The following is a 23,034-nucleotide window of genomic DNA, read 5'->3' as shown; positions in this document are numbered from 1 at the left end:
ATTACTTACTCTTCTTCATCACTATAGGTATGAAAAATACCCCAAGAAAAATCGTAACCTTGATTAATTATATCATTAATTAACTCTAATTTTTCAGCTTCGGTCTCATTATCAATAGCTGTATTATATATAGTTCCAATATCATCAACATCCAAAACTTCAAAGTCATTTTCAAAAAAAGTATCTTTAACTTTAGATAAAAAATGATCTTTGGAATAAGCTTTATATGCTACATTCACAAAAGCTCCTAAAGAATCTTCCAAAACAGTATTTAAGTTTTTAGGCTTAATCTCTATTATACCTAACCATATTTGATCTAAACCTTTCATATTTTGTTACCCACCATTTCTAGACGTGTCCTTAGTTAGCTTTATTCCTGTGGCGTCATAAATATAACTTTTTAAACTATTTATTTTTTATGCTCCTATCTGCCGACAGGCAGGTTCGTAAAAAGTCATACAGTAACTTCTTAAAAAAAACAAAAAGCCATATGTATGTTACATATAGCTATTTGTATCTAAATTCTATTTTACTGCTTACTCTATACGGCACCCGTCACAAACAAGCGCTAGCGGGGGGAACTTATTATCCTATTCTTGATTCCAAGATTCGTCAAATTGAAAATCAACATTTGAAACTTTCAATAACTTATTAGCTTCTTTATTATCTATCACTTTTTTCTCTGACTGAAAAATATTTACCGAACCATTGTTTGGATTTTCAATCTTATATAAAACTTTATTATTATCGTTTCTCTCGAAAAGAGATAATATGGTAGTTCCTTCTAATTTAAAAACATCTCTTTCTGAACCTACTTTACTCTTATTTAAATTTAAATATTTTTTAATATGCCCATATTTTAAAGTATCTACACTGTAATATTCGAATAGAGCTTTATCATTTCTTGAAAGCCAACTATTATCTAATATTGGAATATTATTTTCTATTCTAAAATCATTATAATTAATTCCAAATTTATCTTTATTATACAATTTTGGAGTTGTAAAAAAAATAACAAAAGCTATTACTAAAGCTAAGGAAATAATAAAAATCTTATTTTTCATAATTATTGAAACATTGGTTTAAATTCTGGTTTTTCATTAGTTGTAGACATTTGAGTTCTAGGTATCCCAACAGAAAGCGTTACATCTTTTGCATTTACATTGAGTAAAGTAATCCTCGCTACGTTTGTTTGCAACGAGTGTCCACAAACATTTTTCAAACTTTATTCCTGTGGCATCATAAATATACTTCTTTCTTTACCTTTTTACGCTTTCGCGAAAAGCTACTCATCATCTTCCCTATCTTTTAAATGTATTCTTAGTACCCACATCCTTAAAACACAAAAAGCTATACGTACTTTATATGTATAGCTTTTGTGTCTAAATTTATTTTACTGCTTACCCCATACGGCACCCGTCACAGACGAGCGCTAGCGGGGATTTAACAAAGCCAAAGAGATTTGGTTGGAATAATTGAATATAAAAAAGAGGCTATCTAAAATCAAGATAGCCTCTTTCTATTATTATTGATCTTCATCTCTCCAAACATCATCTCCTTCTTCATCGATATAAAATCTATATCCAACAGGTAAAGCGAGATACTTTACTAAGTCTGGTCTTGCTTTTATTAAATAAAATATGCTTTCTACCTGTAATGATTTAACATCTCCATTATATGAATTAGAAGTTAGATACCAACCTGTCATATACTCTGGAGCTTTATATCTCACACCATTTACTTCACTTCCATTATAGATTTCTTTAGAAACAGCTGCTTTTTGTGATAAGAGAGGTATTTTTGGAACTAAACCATACTTTTGGCATAAATCAAATTGTTCACTAAAAAAGGTACTGGTTAGCGTTACATCAAATTCATAGACATTTTTATCATTTATAACATCTTTTAATTCGTGAATTTGAATATACGTGTTATCAAAAACAAATTTTATAAGCCAAGAACCACATCCAAAAGTTTCCTGATCTTTAATTTCATTACCACTCTCATTCAAGTATTTTAAGATGTAGTCTATAATAATCTTAACTTTATCTACAGAATACTCACCATTTTTTATAAGAAATTCCCTTTTTAATATTGTATCAAGACCTTGTGTTACAAAAGTATCTTTTAATTCTAATATTACGTAATCATTCATAGTGCGATAATAAGCAATTATAACTAGTTTTTCAATTAAATGGAGTAACTACTCCATTTATTCTCGAAGAATCATAACCTCTACGAATTAATCCTCCTGTTATACCTCCTTGTGATGATGAACATGAAGCACAATGAGGGTATAATTGTTGTGGGGTGCCATCTGGAACTAATGAACTAACAGGCTGATGATCTGGAGTAAAATTTCCAGAAGCCCTTCCAGATGTTGTAGAACCGCAAGTGTGACATCCGTCCGTAGCACCAATCTCATTTATTGCACTCTTTTCTCCAGCTCTAAAACTTTGGCTTTTACTTCTAGCTTGAATACTTCTTCCAGCATTAGGGCCAGGTGTAAGAGTAGTTGTATTTACATTAGGATTGACTCGTCTAGCTTCTGTAACTACTTGTTCCGCTACGGAAGGTACTGCTGTTTTTGAAGCAGGTATTCCTCTAAGAACACCTTCTGTTGCAGCAGCCAGAACTGCATTATCAAATCCTTCTGTCATCTTTGCTGCACCTTCAACTACACGTCCATCTATAACATCGCCTGCACCATCTACAGTATTATAAGCAGTCATAAATGCACCAACAACAGCACCCTCAACTACAGCTCCAGTTCGATCAAATATACTTTGAAAATTTCCTTGAGCCAAATCTATTCCATTAATGCCAGACAGATTTAAAAGTAGAAGAGCTCCATCAACAGTATTATTTACAAAATTACGGTGTCCAATATTAGTACCTATCGTCCAGTCTACAAAAAATTGTTTACACCAATCACAATTACCTTGTGGCATCATTCCATCAGGATCTGTAAAATATACAGGATTATCAAATGCAAAATTATATGGAGAATGTCTTCTCATTGCTTCCGCGAGTGGATCAATATTCATCCACCTTCCCAAAGAAGCTTCATAATTTCTAGCTCCAAAGTCATAAAATTCAAGTCCGAGTTCTGAATTATTTTCCTTTCCATTAAACATAAAACGCTCCGCCATGGAGTTAGAATTGGAAGTAACCACGTCGTTGTACCCTTGTTGCTGTAATCCGAAGGGATAGTAATTCTTTTCTGAGATAATTTCTGTAGTAGGATCTATGGTTCCGTCACCATCGCTATCGGCATAAGTGAGTCTCACATTTCCTAAATGATCGGTATAATTAAAGGCATACTGATGACCAGCAACGTCCTTTATTGTTACAGGTGTTACATATCCTTCTGGATGCGAGAATAGTTGTAATGCTTCTAGTCCATTAGTATCTTCATAGATATATCCACCTGCATATGAGGTGGTCACGGTACTCAGCGTAATATTATCTCGAAGCACTTTTGCTAGTTTTATTCCTGTGGCATCATAAATATACGTAATAGTTCCATCTTGTACATTTTCCTCTGCATCTATAGTATTAATTTTAACAAACGTAGGAAGATTTAAGTAATTGTATGCTATCGTAGTAATTCCCTTATTCTTATCTGCAATCATATTTCCGTTTACATCATACACATAATCACCCTCAGAGGTATTCCCATCAAAAAAACCATTCTTCTTTAAATTAGCATGTCCATTATCACTTACTTCTAGTAGTTGGTTTCCCAGATAGGTATATGTAAGATCATCCATGGTAAGTGCATTTCCATTGTAATCCCCTTGACGTGTTAAGGCCTGAATATTTCCATTTTTATCATAGTTTATTCCTGAGACATTATAATGATCATATTCCATAAGGTCTACTCCTTTTCTACTATAAGCAGTATTGATACGATTTAAAGCATCGTATTTATAACCATAGGTTCTTTTCTTGCTATCTGTGTTTGCACTTTTCCAGATCGTTTGTGAGATGTTTCCATTATAAAGAGGTACTGCTTGTCCAGGAGCTCCTGCATCTCCTTTTACAGTATCATCATAATTGATATGGAAGTTAAACAGAGGTGGTGTTCTTTCTTCGGAGTTTATATCATTAATATCGGTAAGCCACCCACGTACATTGTATTTATAATCTACTTTTTGCAAGCTCTTATCAATAGTTGTTGCATAAAAATGAATATTACTTATTTGTGCGTTTGGAGTTTTAAGACTTACATCCCCTATAAGAGATGTATTAGGGTCTAAGAGTGTATGACTATATACGACCACCCCATGTTGGATAAAATGTAATTGAGTTCCTTCTTTTTCTATAGAAAACGAATTACTATCTATCGTATATGTCGCGTCTACATGTGGAGAACCAAAACTCCCATCTGCTTTACGTGTATATACTCTATATCTAGATACATTAGGAGTCGTAATAGGGGTTAATATAAACATATAGTCTATATCTGTAGGACTGACACTATTATTAATATCTGATAATCCTACTCGTATTTCGTCTTCTGGATTAGGTATTGTAAATGATAAACCTCCATTTTCTTCTAACTCTCCAATGGTAGCAAATCCTGCATTATAGCTATTCCCCGCGATATTTTTCTGAAGTATCGTTCCTCCATTTATCTCTTCTACACCTACAAGGTCAGTATATCCACTTTCAAAAAGCTGTCCTCCTACATGTTTTGATTCTAATTGTCCTAACTCGTCATAGATATTACTTGTAATGAGTTGCACAGGTTCATCATCAATCTGTTGCATATGAGTGATGAGTCTATTTTGATGATCATAGGTAAAATAATCTATAGTCACGACTCCTTTATGACTTCCTTTTTGGTGTGTAGCTCTACTCTCTACTACTTTTCCAGTAAAATCTAATAAGGTTTCAGAGATGTCCTGAGTATTGAGGTAGGTATTTAAACTTGCTCCATAAATAGGTCTCGCTTTATCATCATATCCTGTAACAGATGTAATCCAGTCATTTTGATCATTCAGCACACGTACTTTAGATACGATAGGAAGCCCTTGAGTAGCATCGGTTAGCTCTTGTCCGTAAACAACATCTGGCAAGACATAACCTAAAAGATCTGTATAGGTGTCATAATAATTAATGGTATGTAATGTAATTCCTGTAGTAGGGAATACTCCATTAGAATAATACGCATTTGTATCTGCTATAATGATTGGATCAGAAGTACGGGTTTCATTAAAGCTAGATTGTGCACTAATGGTGTTTTGTGCAGATGTTATTGTATTTCCTGAGGCAGCTTGATAGATCCCTGTATAGAGGACACGATTAAGTGCATCGTATTTGGTAAAGAGCCATTGGTTGTTTTCGCGTAAGCGGGCATCTTGTGTTAATACAGGACGGTCTAATTTATCATACAAAATATATTCCCATCCTTTTGCAGGGATTTTCTTTTCAATAAGTCTGTTACGATCATCGTATTTGTACTGATAACCAAACTTATCTAAAATCTCCTGGTAGTTACTCGCGAGAGTATCTCCATTTATTATTTGATTACTTGCCTCTGGAGAAAGTACAAAAGTTAGATTTCCAAAATCGTCGTAGATATAATACGTATCGTGTGTGAGATTATCATTGTAAGTACGTTTTAAAAGTACTTGACCGCTTTTATTGGTAAACTCTTCGATGGTATGATTATTCCCAGAGTTGGACGTCCAATTCTCATCTTTAGTAACAGATTTATACAATTCATTGACCATATAATATCCCGAAAGAGTCAGTAAAGGAACTGCTGTGTCACCTCCAGCAAAAGTAACATCAAAATAACGTACTTCGTTTGCGATATTGTTTTGATACTCCATTTTAATAGTATGGCCATCTGCAAGTGCCCAAGAATTTCCAGGTGCAGCTTGTTCTAGTACTCTATTAAGAGGTGAATTTTCATAGATCATTTCTGAGAATGGATTCTCAGTATCTTCATACTTAAGTGTATTGTAAAAATTTTCAATATTAAGTTTAAGTACTTGCTGATCTACAAAATCTAATGGATTTGTAATTTCTGTTTGAGTGGCATATGGAAGATATTGTTTAGGAGTTCTTCCTAGGTCATCATACTCTACATAAGAGATAATGTTTTGACCTGCACCTCCTGCTCGTACAGCAATTGCCTGTTTTGGTCTTCCTAATCCGTCTATATAATTAATGGATTCTATTTTTTGAGAGGCATCAAGATTGTCTTCTTGCCCTTGATCTACAGCTTGTTGATATACCGTAGTTTTTACATAATTTTCTGTTTGCGTCTGTCCGATAACAAGCATCGGAATCGCTAAAGCGATGGTAATGATTAATTTTTTCATCTGTTTCCGATTTTTATTAGTTATTGATCCCGTAGTGATACTCGTTTTTGCTATAGACTTTCCCGTCCTGATCTTTGACCAGTTTTAATCTGTTTTGCGCATCATACTGATAATACATGGTATATCCACGAGGATCTGTAACAGAGCTAATCCCAATGAGAGGTTTATAGGTGTAGGTCGTCACTAGTGCATTAGGGTTATTCTCTCTAATGGTATTGAGTACCAATTGTAACGCAGCATCTGATGACGGACTATGAATCTGAGTAAGCTCAAAAGTGGTCAGTCCAGAGATCGCATTTGCATAGGTAGCATTCTCTATTTTGGCAATAGGATATTGTTTGTCATATCCCCAAATAATAGAAATAGGACTTCCATTATCTGGAGTGTATTCTCGTATGTTTCCTTGAGAATCATATGAATTAATTACATATTTACTCTCTAAATCTGAAAGAGGAACGTCTCCTTTATTGGCTTTTACTTCTTTAATAAGATATCCATTGTTCTGGAAGATAAAATCTGATTTTTGAATACTTGTAACCAGATCATCAATATATGTTTTTTGAATAATAGGTATTGAGACCTGATTGCGGTTTATCATAGAAAGGTATTGCAATTCCTGAGTTCTATCTTTAGGGTATTCATAGACTTGACGTTGTAACTCTCCTTGAGAATTTGTTGTTTTTTGTTCTTTGAGTAGTGTGAAATTTGTTAAAGGATCACGTACATACTCAACAGTAGTCACTAATCCATCTGTTGTAGATTCTGAATGTCCTACCTCATAATAACTCTCAATTTCTTTATAACGAACAACATCATAGAGTTCTCTTATGGCTCCATAGCATTGTTGATTTCCAGGTATGTAACAGTATAAAAATTCATTTACATTTCGTTCTTGCTTAGCAAGAATTTTAAAACTCCATGGATGATTATTACTTTCGTCATGGGTATCTGTAATAATATTATCAGAAGGGTCTGTGTCAATATCATTACTAGACAAAGGACGTATTTCTTCATAAGTAGTTGTCTGACTAGAAACAATAGTTCCTTCATTATTTAGCATTTTTTGTACTCGTAGTTTTGCCTTACTCTTATCCAGATGTATAGGTCTAGGAGGATATTTATACGTTCTATCTTCTAAGGGCATCTCATACTCGAAGATTTCAACACCATTGGTATTAGGTATATCTGTATTTGTTATTGGGATATCAGGATTGGTAGGTCCTATAGGAGTATCTCCGCCTTCTTCCTCTTCTCCTTCTGTGGTACTCGTTCCAACTTGAGCATAGTATTTTTTGACACGTTTATAATATACTGGAACTCCATTATGGGCATCCATAGCACCAAAAGAATTTAATTTATAGTAGGTGTCTGTTCTTTCATAATAAGCTCCATTGTTTAAAGTGAGATTGATTTGGTGGGATTCTACATTATTAGGGATTTGATTTTCTTCGGCTGTAGAGAGTCCTTGTTCATCATTATAATCATAGATGATTTCAGTCTTTTTATCTCCCCCTTTATCGTGATTTGATATTCTATTTACACGGATACCACCTGTCAAGTCATTTACAAAAGAATTCTCTGGGTCATCATCTTCATTAACATTTGGTGGAATTTGATATTGAAGACGGATATGTGCCTGTAACGATCCTTCTGAAAAAACTCCAACAGTGTTTCCTGATTCACTATCTGCATTCCCATTGGCACGAGTAGATATTAAAAACCGATACGTTCCAGGTAGAAGCCAGAAAGTTCCAGAATTTCCTTGTTGATTAATTGTATACCGACTTGTACACCCAAACCAATCATTTGTAGGACCATCTACATTCCAATCTGGACAACCATTGCCAGGTTCCATACCGATTAACAAAAATGGGGTAAGAGGTGGGTTTGGGTAAAATTGATCACAAATTCTAGGAATTGAAGGATTTGGAGGTAACATTCTATTACGCTCTCCTTCTGCAGTAAAAGGAAACCAAGGATGAAATGCTACAGTCCCTGGATAACAATTAAAATACTCTGAAACATCATCACCTCCTATTCTTAGTACTTCCATATGTATTGCATTTCCAGAAGCCACATCTCCAACAATTGAATGTGACATAGAAGCAAATACTGGGAAATCAAATGTATGGGTAACCTCTATATGTCTTTCATCATTATCGGCACTTGGATTTAACTCTAAAAATAATTGCCTATTAAAACCACCATTAGATCCAGATCCATCACTCTCAAGTAGAGGTGTCTTTACGGTATTTTGTTCATATTCAATAGAAGTATGTCCTCCCGTAGGATATATAATTTTTGACATTGCCCCTTTACGAGTTTCTCCAAACTTTATGGATTTATCAACTTGCTCATTAAAAGCATAGTCAATAGCTTCTTGATTGTTATTAGACCCATTATAAAAACCATAGATATCTTGGTTTAAAGGTTTATTGGTAGGAGATTCATAAAAACCAGGTATATTTCCATTAGTTAATCCTAGATAATCAAAACCAAACAAGAGTTCGTTATTTTTACGAACTTCTGTTAAGGCATCTCTAGCACCTTGATAATCTATCTCAAATGTATTAACAACCGCAGTGGTATGGTCTTTTAAGGTAATAGCATCAAATACTTTATGCCCACTAGGACCAGTAGCTGTTTCAAAATGTAATGATCCTTTTGGAAATGTAATTGACGTTAAAATCTGTCGCTGCATATCAGTACTATTCATTCTATCATTATAATTTCCTATATAGTCATCAAGAAATGTCCCAACTTGATTAGGATCTGCTCCAGTAGCTCCATCCCAAGTAAAGGCAAATGCTGAGAAATCCCAAGACGTATAATCATCTGGAGTATAATTAAATTGAATATCCTGACCATTTATGTACTCAACCTTAGAGAGTAACCAAGAAGTGGTTTTATCTATATTGTAAGGATGTCCAGAGTCCTGTGGATCAACTACATATTCTCTATGTTCTGAATTAAAATAATAAATAGTGCCATGACCATCAGTAACTTGAAAACTTCCTATTTCTACAGGAGAGCTTTGCATGGTTATAGCTACCTTAAAATTATGATTAGACAGGAAATGTGCTTTATACTGCCCATCATTTTGATCGATATATACTTTAAAGGAAAAGTTAGCGCCTCCTACATTAACAATATATTTGTCTGCTTCTGAGTCATATTCGTTATTTACAAATTTCCAGAAATATTCAAAAGGCATCCCCTCTATATTATTTGTAGCTACATACTGATCTATAATCTGTTTTCTGTTATGTTCTCCATAATACCCATCAGGATGAAAGTCGGGTAACCCTCTTGTTACTTTTGTAATAGAGCCATAGGCATTAAGATTCCAACCCCATCCGGAAAGGGATGGTTTTGCCTCTGCGATAAACCCTCCATAATTATATTGTAAAGAAATGGGCCAAGATGATCCTCCTGTCTGTATTACATGTATAGGTACACTGTAAGACATTTGTCCAGTAGCAGGGTTGATAGGAACATTACCGGCTCTACTTAAAGTGCCAGCTTCTGGGGTGGTAGGTGTAATGGCATCAATGGCTGATGCTGCTTGTTGTCCTAACATAATAGGACAACACATAACAACTAAAAAAATAAAAGATAAAAACAATGACTTTCTATTCATAACATAAGGATATGATAATTACTAATTTGATTATTAGACACATGTATGATTACCTCTTATATGGTCATATAAGAATAAATCACAGACGTATCTGTTGTTTTCGATAAATAAATGTGGGTGGTTTGTTCGTTTGAAATGACAGTTAAAGTCGCATTTCAAATTTATAATCACAAAACTAGAGAATTAATGCGAAGCTTTAACATTTTGTTGCTGAAGCTACTGAAAAAGCAGAGATTAATTCCACTTATCTATTTATTATTCAGCGTATTACTTGAATGACAATGATATCAGTCAAAGAGGCCTTTTGAAACATAACCTAAAAAGAGAGGTGTTCTAATAAATATATTGAATTCTCTCGGAGCTCTCTTTCAAATTCATGAAAAGACCTTCGATATGTTTCTACATAATTCTCTGTAATATATGGTGTTATTTCCTTATGCATAAACACTATTATCTATAGGGTAAATATGCTATTCTATTCGTTTTTTCTTAAAATAAGGATTTTAAGAAAATCTACAAAATGTATAAAAATATCGACAAAAGGATTTTAATTCTTAAAATTATGTTAATATGCATTTTTTTACCCCTATAAATACACAAAATATATGGGCAGAAAATTCAAAATAGGGGCATTTCCCCCTTTTCTACAACAGAACCTTGTTATACATTTAAACTATTAAACAGTAAAGGTTTGTTTAGATTCATCAAATGGGGGAAGTGCAACTTTTAATTGAGTGTTTAAAAAATTAAAACGCACAATACCATTTAATTTAGGGGTGAAAGGCATCCCGCAACCATGCGGGGTGTTTTTCTTATAAAAACACTATTTACTGCACAGAATACAACATAAATTATGTGTGTTAGCCAACTTACACACATATTACAATTATAGGGGGTGAAAGGCATCTCGCGACTTAGCGGGGTGTTTTTCCGTTTTATGACGTTTCTATAACAAAAAAAGCACACTGTAATAGTGTGCTTTTTTTGTTATAGAAGTACTGATATGACTATCTAAGTATGTTAAAAACGATTTTAGAGTTATGAAAAACCGTATGTGTTTCTTTTGTGAAATCTGATTTCTTTGCTTCAAAAATATTATCTACATACGTTTGTGGATTTAAGTCTATAAGCGGAAACCATGTGCTTTGTACTTGGATCTGTATTTTATGTCCTTTTTTAAAAGTGTGTAATACATCTTGTAGCTTTATAAACACTTCTTCTTTTTTTCCTGGAACAAAAGCTTCTGGGCGTTCCATACTTCTTCTAAAACGACCTCTCATCACTTCACTACGTACCATCTGATGATATCCAGCCATTTGCATACCTTCTTCTGTTTCTTCTGTATTGGGAACATCATCTGGATATACATCTATAATTTTTACAATCCAATCTGCAGATGTACCAGTAGTCGCCACTTCCAGCTTAGCCATAATCTCTCCAGCAAGTGTCACCTCATCATCAAGTACTGGTGTTTCATACACTAATACATCATCACGCTTTGCAGCAAAACGTTGATCATCACTCATATATTTACGAGGTGTAAATACCATTTTCTTCCCTTCTGCATAAGGAACTGGATTTGCAGGGTCACTCACAAACGTTTCGGCTCCATTTCTTGTAGATGAACTCCCCGAAAGTCTGTTATTAGCATCGAGATAAAAAGTAGCATCCATCATCGTCTTTGGAGGCCATACATCAAAAGATTTCCATTCTTTAGTTCCTGTATCAAATATATGAGCCTCAGGTAAACTCGTTTCATTCCCTCCCATCCCTTTTAAGAAATGATTAAAGAATTTTGTTTCTAGCTCTTTTTGGAAGTAATCAGAAATATCATCTCCAAAATACACATTCCCTACAGCTTGTCTCTTTTTAGTTCGTGCCCAATCTCCATGACTCCAAGGTCCAAAAACAACCGTATTATAATTATTACTACGCTTTTCTATATTCTTATATGTTTCCCAAGGGCCATATAAATCTTCTGCATCAAAAAGTCCTCCTACCGTCATTACAGCAGGTTTGATATCTTCTAAATGTTGGATAATTCCTCTAGACTTCCAAAACTCATCATAATTAGGATGTTCTTTAAGTTGTGTCCAAAATTCATTGGTCTCGTCATAATAGGCATCTAGATTTGATAACGGCCCTGTCTTTAAAAAGAAATCAAATTGATCATCACTATCTATTTTTGGAAATGCATACCAAGCCTCTGTTGTTGGTGCTTCTTTTTGATATCCAAATAAAGCAGTTGCTCTCCAGTAACTTAATAAATAAGCCCCATTATGGTGAAAATCATCAAAAAAGAAATCACCGATACATGCCTGCGGCGAACTCGCTTTTAACGCTGGATGTTCACTTAATAATGAATACGTAGCATAAAATCCTGGATATGATATTCCCCAAGTACCAACGTTGCCATTATTATTTGCGACATTATTCACTAACCAATCTATGGTATCATACGTATCACTAGCCTCATCTACTTCTCCATCTTTCTTGTTAGGGATATACGCTCTCATATTGTCGTATTTCCCTTCACTTAACCAGCGTCCACGTACATCTTGATATACGATGATATACCCTTCTTCCATCATATATTTATTAGGTCCAATTTTAGAACGGAATTGATCTTCTCCGTATGGACGGCTACTATATGGTGTACGTTGCATCACCATAGGGTATTTTTTTGAAGTATCTTTTGGAGAATAAATAGTCGTGTGTAATGTAATACCATCACGCATCTTTATATCCACCTCTTGTTTTGTATAATGTGCTTTTACATCATAGGTTTCTTGTGTGTACGCTTTCGCGAAAGCAAAAACAAATACTAATAAAAATAATCTCTTTTTCATCTATTAATTATTATTAAATCGTGTTATTCCTTCTTTAAGCCAAGCTCTATATTCCTCGGCATCTGGGGTATATCCTACGGGTGTATTTAAGTTAGATTCATCGTGATCCATAAGGACATAATAGGGTTGTGCATTTGCTTGATAACGTATCGTCTGAAACTCACTCCATTTATCACCTATCGTTTGTACACGTTTTCCAGTAATTTTTGAAACGTAACGGTCTCCTTCAGGAAGCTTGCGACGATCATCTACATAAAGAGAAATTAATACAATGTCATTTTTTAAGATATCAAGGATGGCAGGTTCTATCCATACACGTTCTTCCATCTTTCTACAATTTACGCAGGCATGTCCAGTAAAATCAATTAAAACAGTTTTATTTACCGTTTTTGCATAGGCGAGTCCTTCTTCATAATCATTAAAAGCCAAAATCCCATTAGGTAATACATGACCTCCTTCTGGCAAACCATCTTTAAATTGTATATCTGCGACACTAGAATTTCCTATTCCGTTAGGAGACTCACTATATTCCATAGGTGGCGGAAAACCACTTATTAATTTTAAAGGTGCCCCCCATAATCCAGGAATAAGGTATAAGGTAAACCATAAGGTCGTTATACCTAGTAATAGTCGTCCTACAGAAAGTCTTGACCCTTCATCATCATGAGGGGTTTTAATCTTACCAAGTAGGTATAAGGTAAGTACTGCCGAAATAGCAATCCAAATAGCTAAGAATGTTTCTCTTTCTAACAAATGAAGCTGTAATACCAAATCTGCATTAGACAAGAACTTAAAGGCAAGTGCTAACTCTATAAGTCCAAATACCACTTTTACTGTATTAAGCCATCCTCCAGATTTTGGAAGGTTTGTTAACCAACTCGGGAACAATGCAAATAATACAAAAGGGAATGCTAATCCTAAACCAAAGCCAAGCATTGCTATGGTTAAAATAGTTGCACCGCCATCTGTAGATAATACACTTCCTAAGACCAATCCTAATGCCGGACCTGTACACGAAAATGATACTATAATAAGAGTTAATGCCATAAAGAAAACTCCTAAGAGTCCTCCTCCACTTGATGCCTTATCTGCTTTATTAGCCCAACTGTTTGGGATGTTAATTTCAAAAGCTCCTAAAAAGGAAATTGCAAAAACAACAAATACTAAAAAGAAGAAAATATTCAAATATACATTTGTCGAAATAGCATTGAATATATTTGGGTTTAAGGATTCAAAAAGATGAAAGGGTAAACTGATTAACACATAAATAGCAACAATACAAAAGCCATAAAATAATGCATTAAATTTCCCTTTTGATTTATTTTCATTTTGCTTTATAAAAAAGCTAATCGTCATAGGAATCATAGGAAACACGCAAGGTGTAAATGTCACTAATAACCCAGCCAATAGTGTTCCTAAGAAGATAATCAAATACCCCTTATCTTCTTTTTCTTCTGGCGGTGCCTTATTCCCATCAGCTGTAGAAGTGCCTCCATATGCCTCAAAAGCCGTATAATCTGTAAATGTTTTTACTTCATTTTTTGCTAAATCATGAACGATATAAAACTCTTGATTGATACAAACACCGTCCTCTATACAACTCTGATGTTTTATAATAGATTTTATAACACTTGTAGTATTATCATTGAGTTTTATCTTCTGAGAGAGTCGTGCCGTTTTTTCCCAAAACACCTCATCTACTTCAAAAATATCACTGTATTCTCTATGTGTATCACTTTCTTTTGCGGGCCCGTCTAGTGTATAGGTAGCTCCACTTTCTGGTAAAAATTCAAAATGCAAAGGAATAGGTCCGTCTTCTGGGGTAAACTGACTGTAGACATGCCATTTATCTTTAATTTTAGCATCATAATGTAATACGTACTCCGTATCCGATACTTTTTCTACCTCTCCAGACCATTTTACAGGATCGTATTTTTTACCACTCCCAAATTCCTGCCCACCTCCAAAACCTTGTGCTGTAGCAACCGTTACTGTAAGAATAAGTAATGATAGTATATTAAGCGTCTTGCGCATCATATGAATATGTGATTTTTATAATTTGTTCTGTGTTTGTATCTACCTGATATCTCCCATCTGCTCTATGCCCAATGACCCAAATGATATCAGTATCATTACATAATAACCAGATATTTTCTTTGGCAACCAAAGATAGCTTTTCATCTTTAAAAAACTTACTCAATTTCTTTTTCCCTTGCATACCAGAGGGGTAAAAGAAATCACCTTCTTTCCAACGGCGTATCGTCATCGGAAATTGCACTTTTGAAGCATCTACATAGATCTCACTATCTAAGACAGTTGTCGTCGTATCTACCCTATCAAAAAATAAAACACCATAATCCCCCTGATGTCGTTGTACTCCATCAGGAATTAGAAAAGAAGTCGTTTTATTTCTTACTTCTTTACTATAATTATATAATTGTAATGTCGTTCGGTTTTTTAGCAAACGGTGTGTGCTTGAAAATAATTGTTTACCCGATTGAGCATTAAGTAAATGATATACATCTTCCCAAGATGTAAATCCACATTCTTTATACAATACATACAGTACAGCTTTAGGATCTGGATGTTCCATCAATTTTGGAATATCTAGACAAATAGCTCTAGGCCCCATAAGACTGTCTAACGGATAAAAATATCGATTCTTAAGTTCTTGTGTATATGCTTCTAGTAAACTAGCAGATTGCTGTACATGAGTAATTGTTTTTTCTACAGTATGTAATATATCTGGGCGTATTTTTTCCAATTCAGGAATCACATGATGACGCATCGCATTACGCACATAGGCATCAGATGCATTGCTACTGTCTTCTCGCCAAGTAATTTTATGTTCCTCTGCATAGTTGTAAATACGCTTTCGCGAAAAAGGTAACAACAATCGCAATACATTACCAGAAATAGCAGGAATAGCCATAAGACCATCAAGACCTGTACCCCGTGATACATTTATAAGAAAGGTTTCTAAATTATCATTGCTATGATGTGCTGTAAGAATGTATTCAAAGTTTTCTGAAATTGCCAGTTCTTTAAACCACGCATATCGCAAATCGCGAGCAGCCATTTGAGTAGAAACGGTATGTTTTTTTGCGTAAGCGGACGTATCAAATCCTTTTATAAAGAAAGGAACTTTTAATATGTTGGCTTGTTCTTCTACAAATAATGCATCACCATCACTTTCTTTTCCTCTCAAATTAAAATTACAATGCGCTACACTTACATCTAAACCTGAAGCGACACATAGCTGTAATAATACAATACTATCGAGTCCTCCACTTACCGTGACTAATAAACGCGTATGTTGTTTTAGAAAAGGAAACTGTTGTTTGAGGTGAGATTGAAACGCATCGAGCAGCATACCAAAAAACTTACACTCTACCTTTGAGAGCGTTAAATACCCAAGCAATGGCAAAAAAACCAATTCCTACTGCTGCAAAGCCCCAGCCAGCTACATCGTCATATCTGAAAGCGCCAAGAGCTATAAGAGATAATCCAACAAAAACCATAATAAAAGTTGCCCAAGCGAGCACTGTATTCTTATTCATTCCCATAGTTTATTTTTACGTTGCTAAGTAATTGTAAAAACAACCGACTTAGCAAGGGATCGAATTACAAATATCGACTAAATTTGATAAACGTTACAAGGAGAAACTATACGATTTTCGTAAATTCGAACAATATTTGAGATTTACTCTTTTTATTTATAAATATAGTAGCTTTCTTATAGAATCATTTTTTAACACACAAAACATAAAATAGCTCATTTTTAACCTATGGATTTAAAGTTCAATAAAAACGAAGATCACAATAAACTCTTACTTTCTGACTTAAAAAGAAAATTTGCCCAAGTAAAATTAGGAGGTGGTCAAAAACGTATTGACAAACATCATTCAAAAGGAAAACTTACAGCCAGAGAACGTATAGATTACCTTGTAGATGATCCAAAAAAATGTATTGAGATTGGCGCATTTGCTGGAGATGGAATGTACGAAGAACATGGAGGTTGCCCTAGCGGTGGTGTGGTTATTAAAATAGGATATGTCTCAGGAAAGCAATGTATCATTGTTGCAAATGACGCTACTGTAAAAGCTGGTGCCTGGTTTCCTATTACAGGAAAGAAAAACTTAAGAGCTCAAGAAATATCAATAGAAAATAAACTCCCTATTATTTACTTAGTAGATAGTGCTGGTGTATATCTACCCATGCAAGATGAAATCTTTCCAGACAAAGAACATTTTGGACGTATTTTTAGAAACAATGCAGTGATGAGTAGTATGGGTATTACTCAAATTTCTGCTGTTATGGGAAGCTGTGTTGCTGGAGGAGCTTACCTCCCTATTATGAGTGATGAAGCGCTTATTGTAGATAAAACAGGAAGTATCTTCCTTGCAGGAAGTTACCTTGTAAAAGCAGCTATAGGAGAAAGTATAGATAACGAAACGCTTGGAGGTGCGACTACGCATTGTGAAATAAGCGGAGTAACAGATTATAAATCAAAAGATGATAAGGATGCCTTAGATACCATTAAGAAATTAATGGATAAGATAGGTGACTATACAAAAGCAGGATACAATCGTGCAGAAGCAGCATTACCCAAAGAAAATCCAGAAGAAATGTTTGGTATTCTTCCAGCGTCAAGAGCAGACCAATATGATATGCGCGAAATTATAAAACGCGTTGTAGATCATTCTGAATTTGATGAATATAAAGAAGGGTACGGACAGAGCATCCTTACGGGATATGCTCGTATAGATGGATGGGCTGTAGGTATTGTTGCCAACCAACGCAAGCTTGTAAAAACCAAAAAAGGAGAAATGCAATTTGGAGGCGTTATCTATTCTGATAGTGCAGATAAAGCCACTCGCTTTATTGCAAATTGTAATCAAAAGAAAATTCCATTGGTATTCTTACAAGATGTTACTGGCTTTATGGTTGGTAGTAAAAGTGAGCACGGAGGTATTATAAAAGATGGTGCAAAAATGGTTAATGCGGTTTCAAATAGTGTGGTTCCAAAATTTACAATCATTATCGGAAACTCATACGGAGCAGGAAATTACGCCATGTGTGGTAAAGCATACGATCCACGATTAATTGCAGCTTGGCCTAGTGCAGCACTTGCTGTCATGAGTGGAAACTCTGCAGCCAAAGTATTATTACAAATAGAAACGGCTTCACTTAAAAAGCAAGGAAAAGAAATTACACCAGAAGTAGAGAAAGAATTATATGACAGAATAAAAGCGCGTTATGACGCCCAAATTTCTCCATATTATGCTGCTTCTCGTATCTGGACAGATGCTGTTATAGACCCAAGAGATACTAGAAAATGGATCTCTATGGGAATAGAAGCTGCAGATCACGCACCCATAGAAAAACCTTTTAATCTTGGTGTCATTCAGGTTTAATAATTTTTATTAAAATGAGTACTGTTTCTGTATACGCTTTCGCGAAAGCGTATATAACCATACTAAAACAAGGAATTACAAGTTTTACATTTAGAAAAGGTTTATATACATTAGCAATCTATGGGGAAAAGGGGAATACGAATATATCTTTTATGCTTTTTTACAACAGTCTTAGGATATGGTCAAGTTGACATTCCTAAAGATTATTTTAAAAACCCACTAGATATCCCACTAGTGATGGCTGGAACTTTTGGGGAGTTACGTAGCAATCACTTCCATAGCGGACTAGATATCAAAACACAACGCAAGGAAGGGCTTAACGTATATGCATCTGCATCTGGTACAATAAGCCGTATTAAAATTTCTCATTACGGTTATGGGAAAGCAATATACGTGCAACATCCTAATGGATATACAACGGTATATGCGCATCTTAAAAAATTTAGTCCTGAGATAGAAGCATATATTAAAGCCAAACAGTACAAGAAAGAGAAGTATGAGATCGAAATATTTCCTACCTCTGGAACGCTCAATGTAGCTCAAGGTGATCTTCTTGCATATAGTGGAAACACAGGAAGTAGTGGTGGTCCTCACTTACATTATGAAATAAGAGATGTAAATGCGAGACCGATGAACCCATTCTTATTTGGGATAGATGTAAACGATCATAAACCTCCAGTGATTTCTAAAGTTTTTGCATATCCACTAGATGAAAATTCATTTATCAATAATGCTCAAAAACCTGTAGAACTTAGACTTACTAGGCAAAAAGACAGTAGCTTTATTACAGGAAAAGTAAAAGCACAAGGCCGAATAGGTTTTGGAATAAGCACCATTGATCAACAAGATGGAGCCAATAACAAAAACGGAATTTACCAAATACGAACGACGGTTAACGGAGAAGAAAACTTCTTGCTAATTATGGATAAATTCTCCTTTGCGGAAACACGTTATCTTAATAGGATGATTGATTATTCTAGATTTATCAAAAAGAAAAATCGTGTTCAAAAGCTATTTGTAGAAAAAAATAATCCATTAAGTATCTATAAAAATGTAATCGACCAAGGAGATCTTACGATTATTGATAGTCTTTCATATCAATATGATATTGAGATAAAAGATTATGTAGGTAATGATACGCATATAAGTATTCCTATTGTTGGAGTACTAGATAGTCTAGCAAAACCATCTGAAAAGATTGTTACAGATCATTTTGCATATTCAAATCAGAATTATAGTTTTTCTGAAGGTAAGTTTGATATATATATCCCAAAAGGAGCTTTATATGATGATATTTTTCTCGATATCAATGTGAGTTCTGACACGATTATATTTCATAATGAAGAAACGCCATTGCATAAAAATGCTACAATACAATATGACTTATCTGGTTATACGGGTGAGGATAGAGAGAAACTCTATTTAGGGATTCTTAATTATAAGAATGAAGTATACTATACTAATACTAGGATTAAAGATAATAAACTCACTGTATCTACAAGAAAATTTGGGACATACTCATTAGGTCTAGATAAAACACCTCCTGTAATTACTCCCAAAAATGTAGCAGAAGGGAGATGGATGTCTAAATATCGTTATCTTAAATTTAAAATAGAAGATGATAAAAGCGGTATAAAAAGCTTTAGAGCAACCGTAAATGGGAAATTCATACTTATGGAGTATGATTATAAAACAAAAACATTAGTACACGATTTTAATGATAATGTCGTTACAGATACAGAAAACAACTTAAAATTAATTGTCACAGATAATGTAGGAAATAGTACTACATTTGAAACAACCTTTTTTAGAAAAAAATAATCTCTTGAAGAAAAGATACTACTTACCAGTCCTCGCATTCCTTTTTTGTTTGACTACAGTCTACAGTCAGACTGCAACGATAAGAGGTATTCTATTAGACGAAAATCAAACACCTGTTCCTGGAGCTAACATTTCTTATAGCAATAATGGAGAAGTCACAAATGACAATGGTTTCTTTATACTAGAAATTCCTGCAAATCAAGAAGTAACGATTACTTTTTCTTATGTAGGGTTTAAAAACATTACACAAACTTTTAATTTATCTGCAAACGCCGATATCGAATTTAATCCTGTTTTTAAAACAGATACAGAACAATTAGGTACCGTAGTCATTACATCAAATAGGCGAAGAGAGCGGGAACAAGGAGTTGTTACACTATCATCAGAAACAATCCGTAAGATTCCAGGTGCTCAACCAGGGGTAGAAAATCTAATAAAATCACTTCCTGGAGTGAATAGTAATAATGAATTGAGTACTAATTATAATGTACGTGGAGGAAACTTTGATGACAACTTAGTATATGTAAATGAGATTGAAGTATATCGTCCTTTCTTAATACGTTCTGGTCAACAAGAAGGATTTAGCTTTGTAAATAGTGATCTTACACAAAGTGTTTCTTTTAGTGCTGGAGGTTTTCAAGCGAAGTATGGAGATAAGCTAGCTTCTGTGCTTGATATTTCATATAGAAGACCTGTTGGGTTTGGAGCAACTCTAAATGCCAGTCTTTTGGGAGCTACAGCTTCTGTAGAGGGTGTTTCAAAAGATGGTAGGCTTACTGCTATTGGAGGTTTTAGATATCGTAATAATGGATTATTAGTATCCTCTAGACAAACAGAAAGTAATATCAATCCAATTTTTGCTGATGCTCAAACGTTTATTACATATAAGTTTTCAAAAAAATTCCAACTTGACTTCTTAGGAAATATTGCTATAAACGATTATGATTTTGAGCCATTAAATCGTCAAACAAATTTTGGAACTTTAGCAGACCCAGTTAGTTTATTAATCTTATTTGACGGCCAAGAAGAAGACAAATACGAAACTTACTTTGGTGCCTTAAAAGCAACACATACAGTTAATGAGAACTTGACACTAAAACTTATAGGATCTGCGTATCAAAGTCAAGAACAAGAGTTTTTTGATATTCTAGCTCAATATCGTTTAGGTACTCCAGATAATAATATAGGAAGTGAAGACTTAGGAGATGTAGAATTTACACAAGCAGCTGGTGGGCAATTACGAAGTGCCCGTAACCTCTTAGATGCTTTATTTATAAATCTTGAACATAAAGGAACGTATGCAAAAGATGAAGATCAGATAGATTGGGGTATAAAATACACACACGAAGATATACGTGATCAATTACGAGAATACGAAATTATTGATTCGGCTGGATTCTCTGTACGTCCTTTCATTTCTGATTTTGCAAACGATCAACCATTCAACCCTTTTGATGGACCTATAGAGCCATTTACAAGTGTAAGAGCTAGAAATGATGTACAAATAGATCGTGTTTCTGGATATGCACAATATACCAAACGTACAGAATGGGGAAGCAATGAAGTTTCTTTTAATCTAGGAGTACGAGCACATCAATGGACAGTAAGTGGACAAGGATTAGAGAGCTCTTCTCAATCAGTATTTAGCCCAAGAGCGCAATTTAGTATAAAGCCAGAATGGAGTAAAGACATGATCTTTAGACTTTCTGGTGGAGTATATCAACAACCCCCATTATACAGAGAGTTACGTAATGCTGTAGGCGAAGTTGTACCTGATGTAAAAGCACAAAAATCTATTCATGCTGTTATTGGTCATGATTGGAGTTTTAACATGTGGGGAGGAAAGTTTAAATGGGTAAATGAAGCCTTTTACAAGGATCTTACAGATGTAAACACCTTTACTTTAGAGAACGTGCGTATACGTTATAGAGCAAATAACAATGCCACTGCCCGCATCTATGGTTTTGAATCTAGACTTAATGGAGAGTTTGTACCTGGAACAGATAGTTGGATTAGTGTCGGAATACTTCGCGCTGAAGAAAACCAAGACAATAGAGGTTTTATAGCAAGACCAACAGATCAACGTTTTAAGGCTGCATTCTTATTTCAGGATTATATCCCAACAGTCCCTAGTGCTAGATTATATCTTAATATGGTTTATCAAACAGGATTACCTGGAGGAACACCTAGTAATGTAGATCCTTATGATTTTGAAGATTTACCAAGATTACGTGATTTCTTTAGAGCAGATTTAGGTATTTCTTATGTATTTGCAGATGATAAAAAACAGTTTAGTAAAGGACATTGGTTACACCCATTTAAAGAATTAACTGCTGGATTTGAAATCTACAATATATTTGACAGATTAAATTCTATCACAAATACGTTTGTACGTGATGCAAATTCTGGTCAACAGTTTGCTGTTCCTAACTTTCTAACTCCTAGAGTATTTAATGTGAGAGTATCTATGAAGTTATAGACTATGGTTTTAAACTCTTACACATTGCAATAAATTCAAAAAACTCTTTACCGATTGTAAAATCGTGATTTCCTATAAACGTAAATCCATTTTTTTTATAAAAGTTAATAGCGCGTTCGTTACTGTGAAGTACCGATAGCCATATAGTATCATAAGCTAGCTCTTTGGCTTTTGTAAGAAGTTCTGTTTGTAAATTGAGTCCAATTTTAAGAGATAAAAAATCTTTTAAAACATAGATTTTTTGAAGTTGACATACTTTTTCAGAGTTTATAAACTCTGAAGGAGAATCTAACTTTAATTTTGCATACCCAACTGGTAATCTATTGACAAAAGCAATCCAAAAAACAGTCGTTTCTTTCTCTATGCTACGTTCAATCTTATCAACAGCAAAAGTAGTTCTAAAATAACGTGATAAGTCATCTTTATCTCTGAAGAGATGTCCAAAAGTTTCTGTAAAAGTAATTCTAGCTAGAAGCGAAATAAGACTAGC

The 23,034-nt window shown here is 34.4% G+C and carries 12 protein-coding genes; 3 read left to right on the top strand and 9 right to left on the bottom strand.

Annotation, left to right across the window (positions count from 1 at the left end):
* Positions 1-5: 5 nt before the first annotated feature.
* The 9 genes from ABJD27_RS19480 to ABJD27_RS19440 all read right to left on the bottom strand — a co-directional run bounded on the left by ABJD27_RS19480 (position 6) and on the right by ABJD27_RS19440 (position 16,393).
* Positions 6-329, bottom strand: coding sequence for a hypothetical protein (locus tag ABJD27_RS19480; protein ID WP_348161877.1), 324 nt, complete (start codon positions 327-329; stop codon positions 6-8).
* 261 nt (positions 330-590) lie between these two features.
* Positions 591-1,064: a hypothetical protein gene (locus ABJD27_RS19475; protein WP_348161879.1), complete on the bottom strand. Its 474-nt coding sequence runs from the start codon at positions 1,062-1,064 to the stop codon at positions 591-593.
* Positions 1,065-1,525: 461 nt separating this feature from the next.
* Positions 1,526-2,155, bottom strand: a complete 630-nt coding sequence (locus ABJD27_RS19470) for a hypothetical protein (protein ID WP_348161881.1) — start codon at positions 2,153-2,155, stop codon at positions 1,526-1,528.
* A 31-nt stretch (positions 2,156-2,186) separates the two neighbouring features.
* Complete coding sequence (locus ABJD27_RS19465) at positions 2,187-6,338, bottom strand: DUF6443 domain-containing protein (protein WP_348202089.1); 4,152 nt, start codon at positions 6,336-6,338, stop codon at positions 2,187-2,189.
* A 16-nt stretch (positions 6,339-6,354) separates the two neighbouring features.
* On the bottom strand, positions 6,355-9,978 hold the full coding sequence (locus ABJD27_RS19460; protein ID WP_348172655.1) for a hypothetical protein: 3,624 nt from the start codon (positions 9,976-9,978) through the stop codon (positions 6,355-6,357).
* Positions 9,979-10,985: 1,007 nt separating this feature from the next.
* Positions 10,986-12,827, bottom strand: a complete 1,842-nt coding sequence (locus tag ABJD27_RS19455; RefSeq protein ID WP_348172652.1) for a CocE/NonD family hydrolase — start codon at positions 12,825-12,827, stop codon at positions 10,986-10,988.
* Positions 12,828-12,830: 3 nt separating this feature from the next.
* Positions 12,831-14,864 (bottom strand): cytochrome c biogenesis protein CcdA, encoded by a 2,034-nt coding sequence (locus ABJD27_RS19450; protein WP_348172649.1) that lies wholly within the window; start codon positions 14,862-14,864, stop codon positions 12,831-12,833.
* Complete coding sequence (tilS, locus tag ABJD27_RS19445) at positions 14,845-16,200, bottom strand: tRNA lysidine(34) synthetase TilS (RefSeq protein WP_348172646.1); 1,356 nt, start codon at positions 16,198-16,200, stop codon at positions 14,845-14,847. Before tilS ends, ABJD27_RS19450 begins: the two co-directional genes overlap by 20 nt.
* A gap of 10 nt (positions 16,201-16,210) precedes the next feature.
* Positions 16,211-16,393 carry a CAL67264 family membrane protein gene (locus ABJD27_RS19440; protein WP_348172643.1) on the bottom strand — a complete coding sequence of 61 codons (183 nt, stop codon included), beginning with the start codon at positions 16,391-16,393 and terminating at the stop codon, positions 16,211-16,213.
* 222 nt (positions 16,394-16,615) lie between these two features.
* On the opposite strand from ABJD27_RS19440, the gene ABJD27_RS19435 reads away from it, so the two are divergent.
* From ABJD27_RS19435 to ABJD27_RS19425, 3 genes are all read left to right on the top strand, one after another.
* Positions 16,616-18,244 carry a carboxyl transferase domain-containing protein gene (locus ABJD27_RS19435; protein ID WP_348172641.1) on the top strand — a complete coding sequence of 543 codons (1,629 nt, stop codon included), beginning with the start codon at positions 16,616-16,618 and terminating at the stop codon, positions 18,242-18,244.
* 120 nt (positions 18,245-18,364) lie between these two features.
* Entirely contained in the window at positions 18,365-20,065 is a 1,701-nt protein-coding gene (locus tag ABJD27_RS19430; RefSeq protein ID WP_348172638.1) for a M23 family metallopeptidase, read from the top strand.
* Positions 20,066-20,069: 4 nt separating this feature from the next.
* Complete coding sequence (locus ABJD27_RS19425; protein WP_348172635.1) at positions 20,070-22,544, top strand: TonB-dependent receptor; 2,475 nt, start codon at positions 20,070-20,072, stop codon at positions 22,542-22,544.
* Positions 22,545-23,034 lie beyond the last annotated feature (490 nt).

The sequence above is a fragment of the Dokdonia sp. genome (assembly GCF_039945015.1).
In the GTDB taxonomy this organism is placed as follows: domain Bacteria; phylum Bacteroidota; class Bacteroidia; order Flavobacteriales; family Flavobacteriaceae; genus Dokdonia.
Note: the sequence above shows the minus strand (reverse complement) of the source record. Positions and strands in the feature narration are given on the sequence as shown.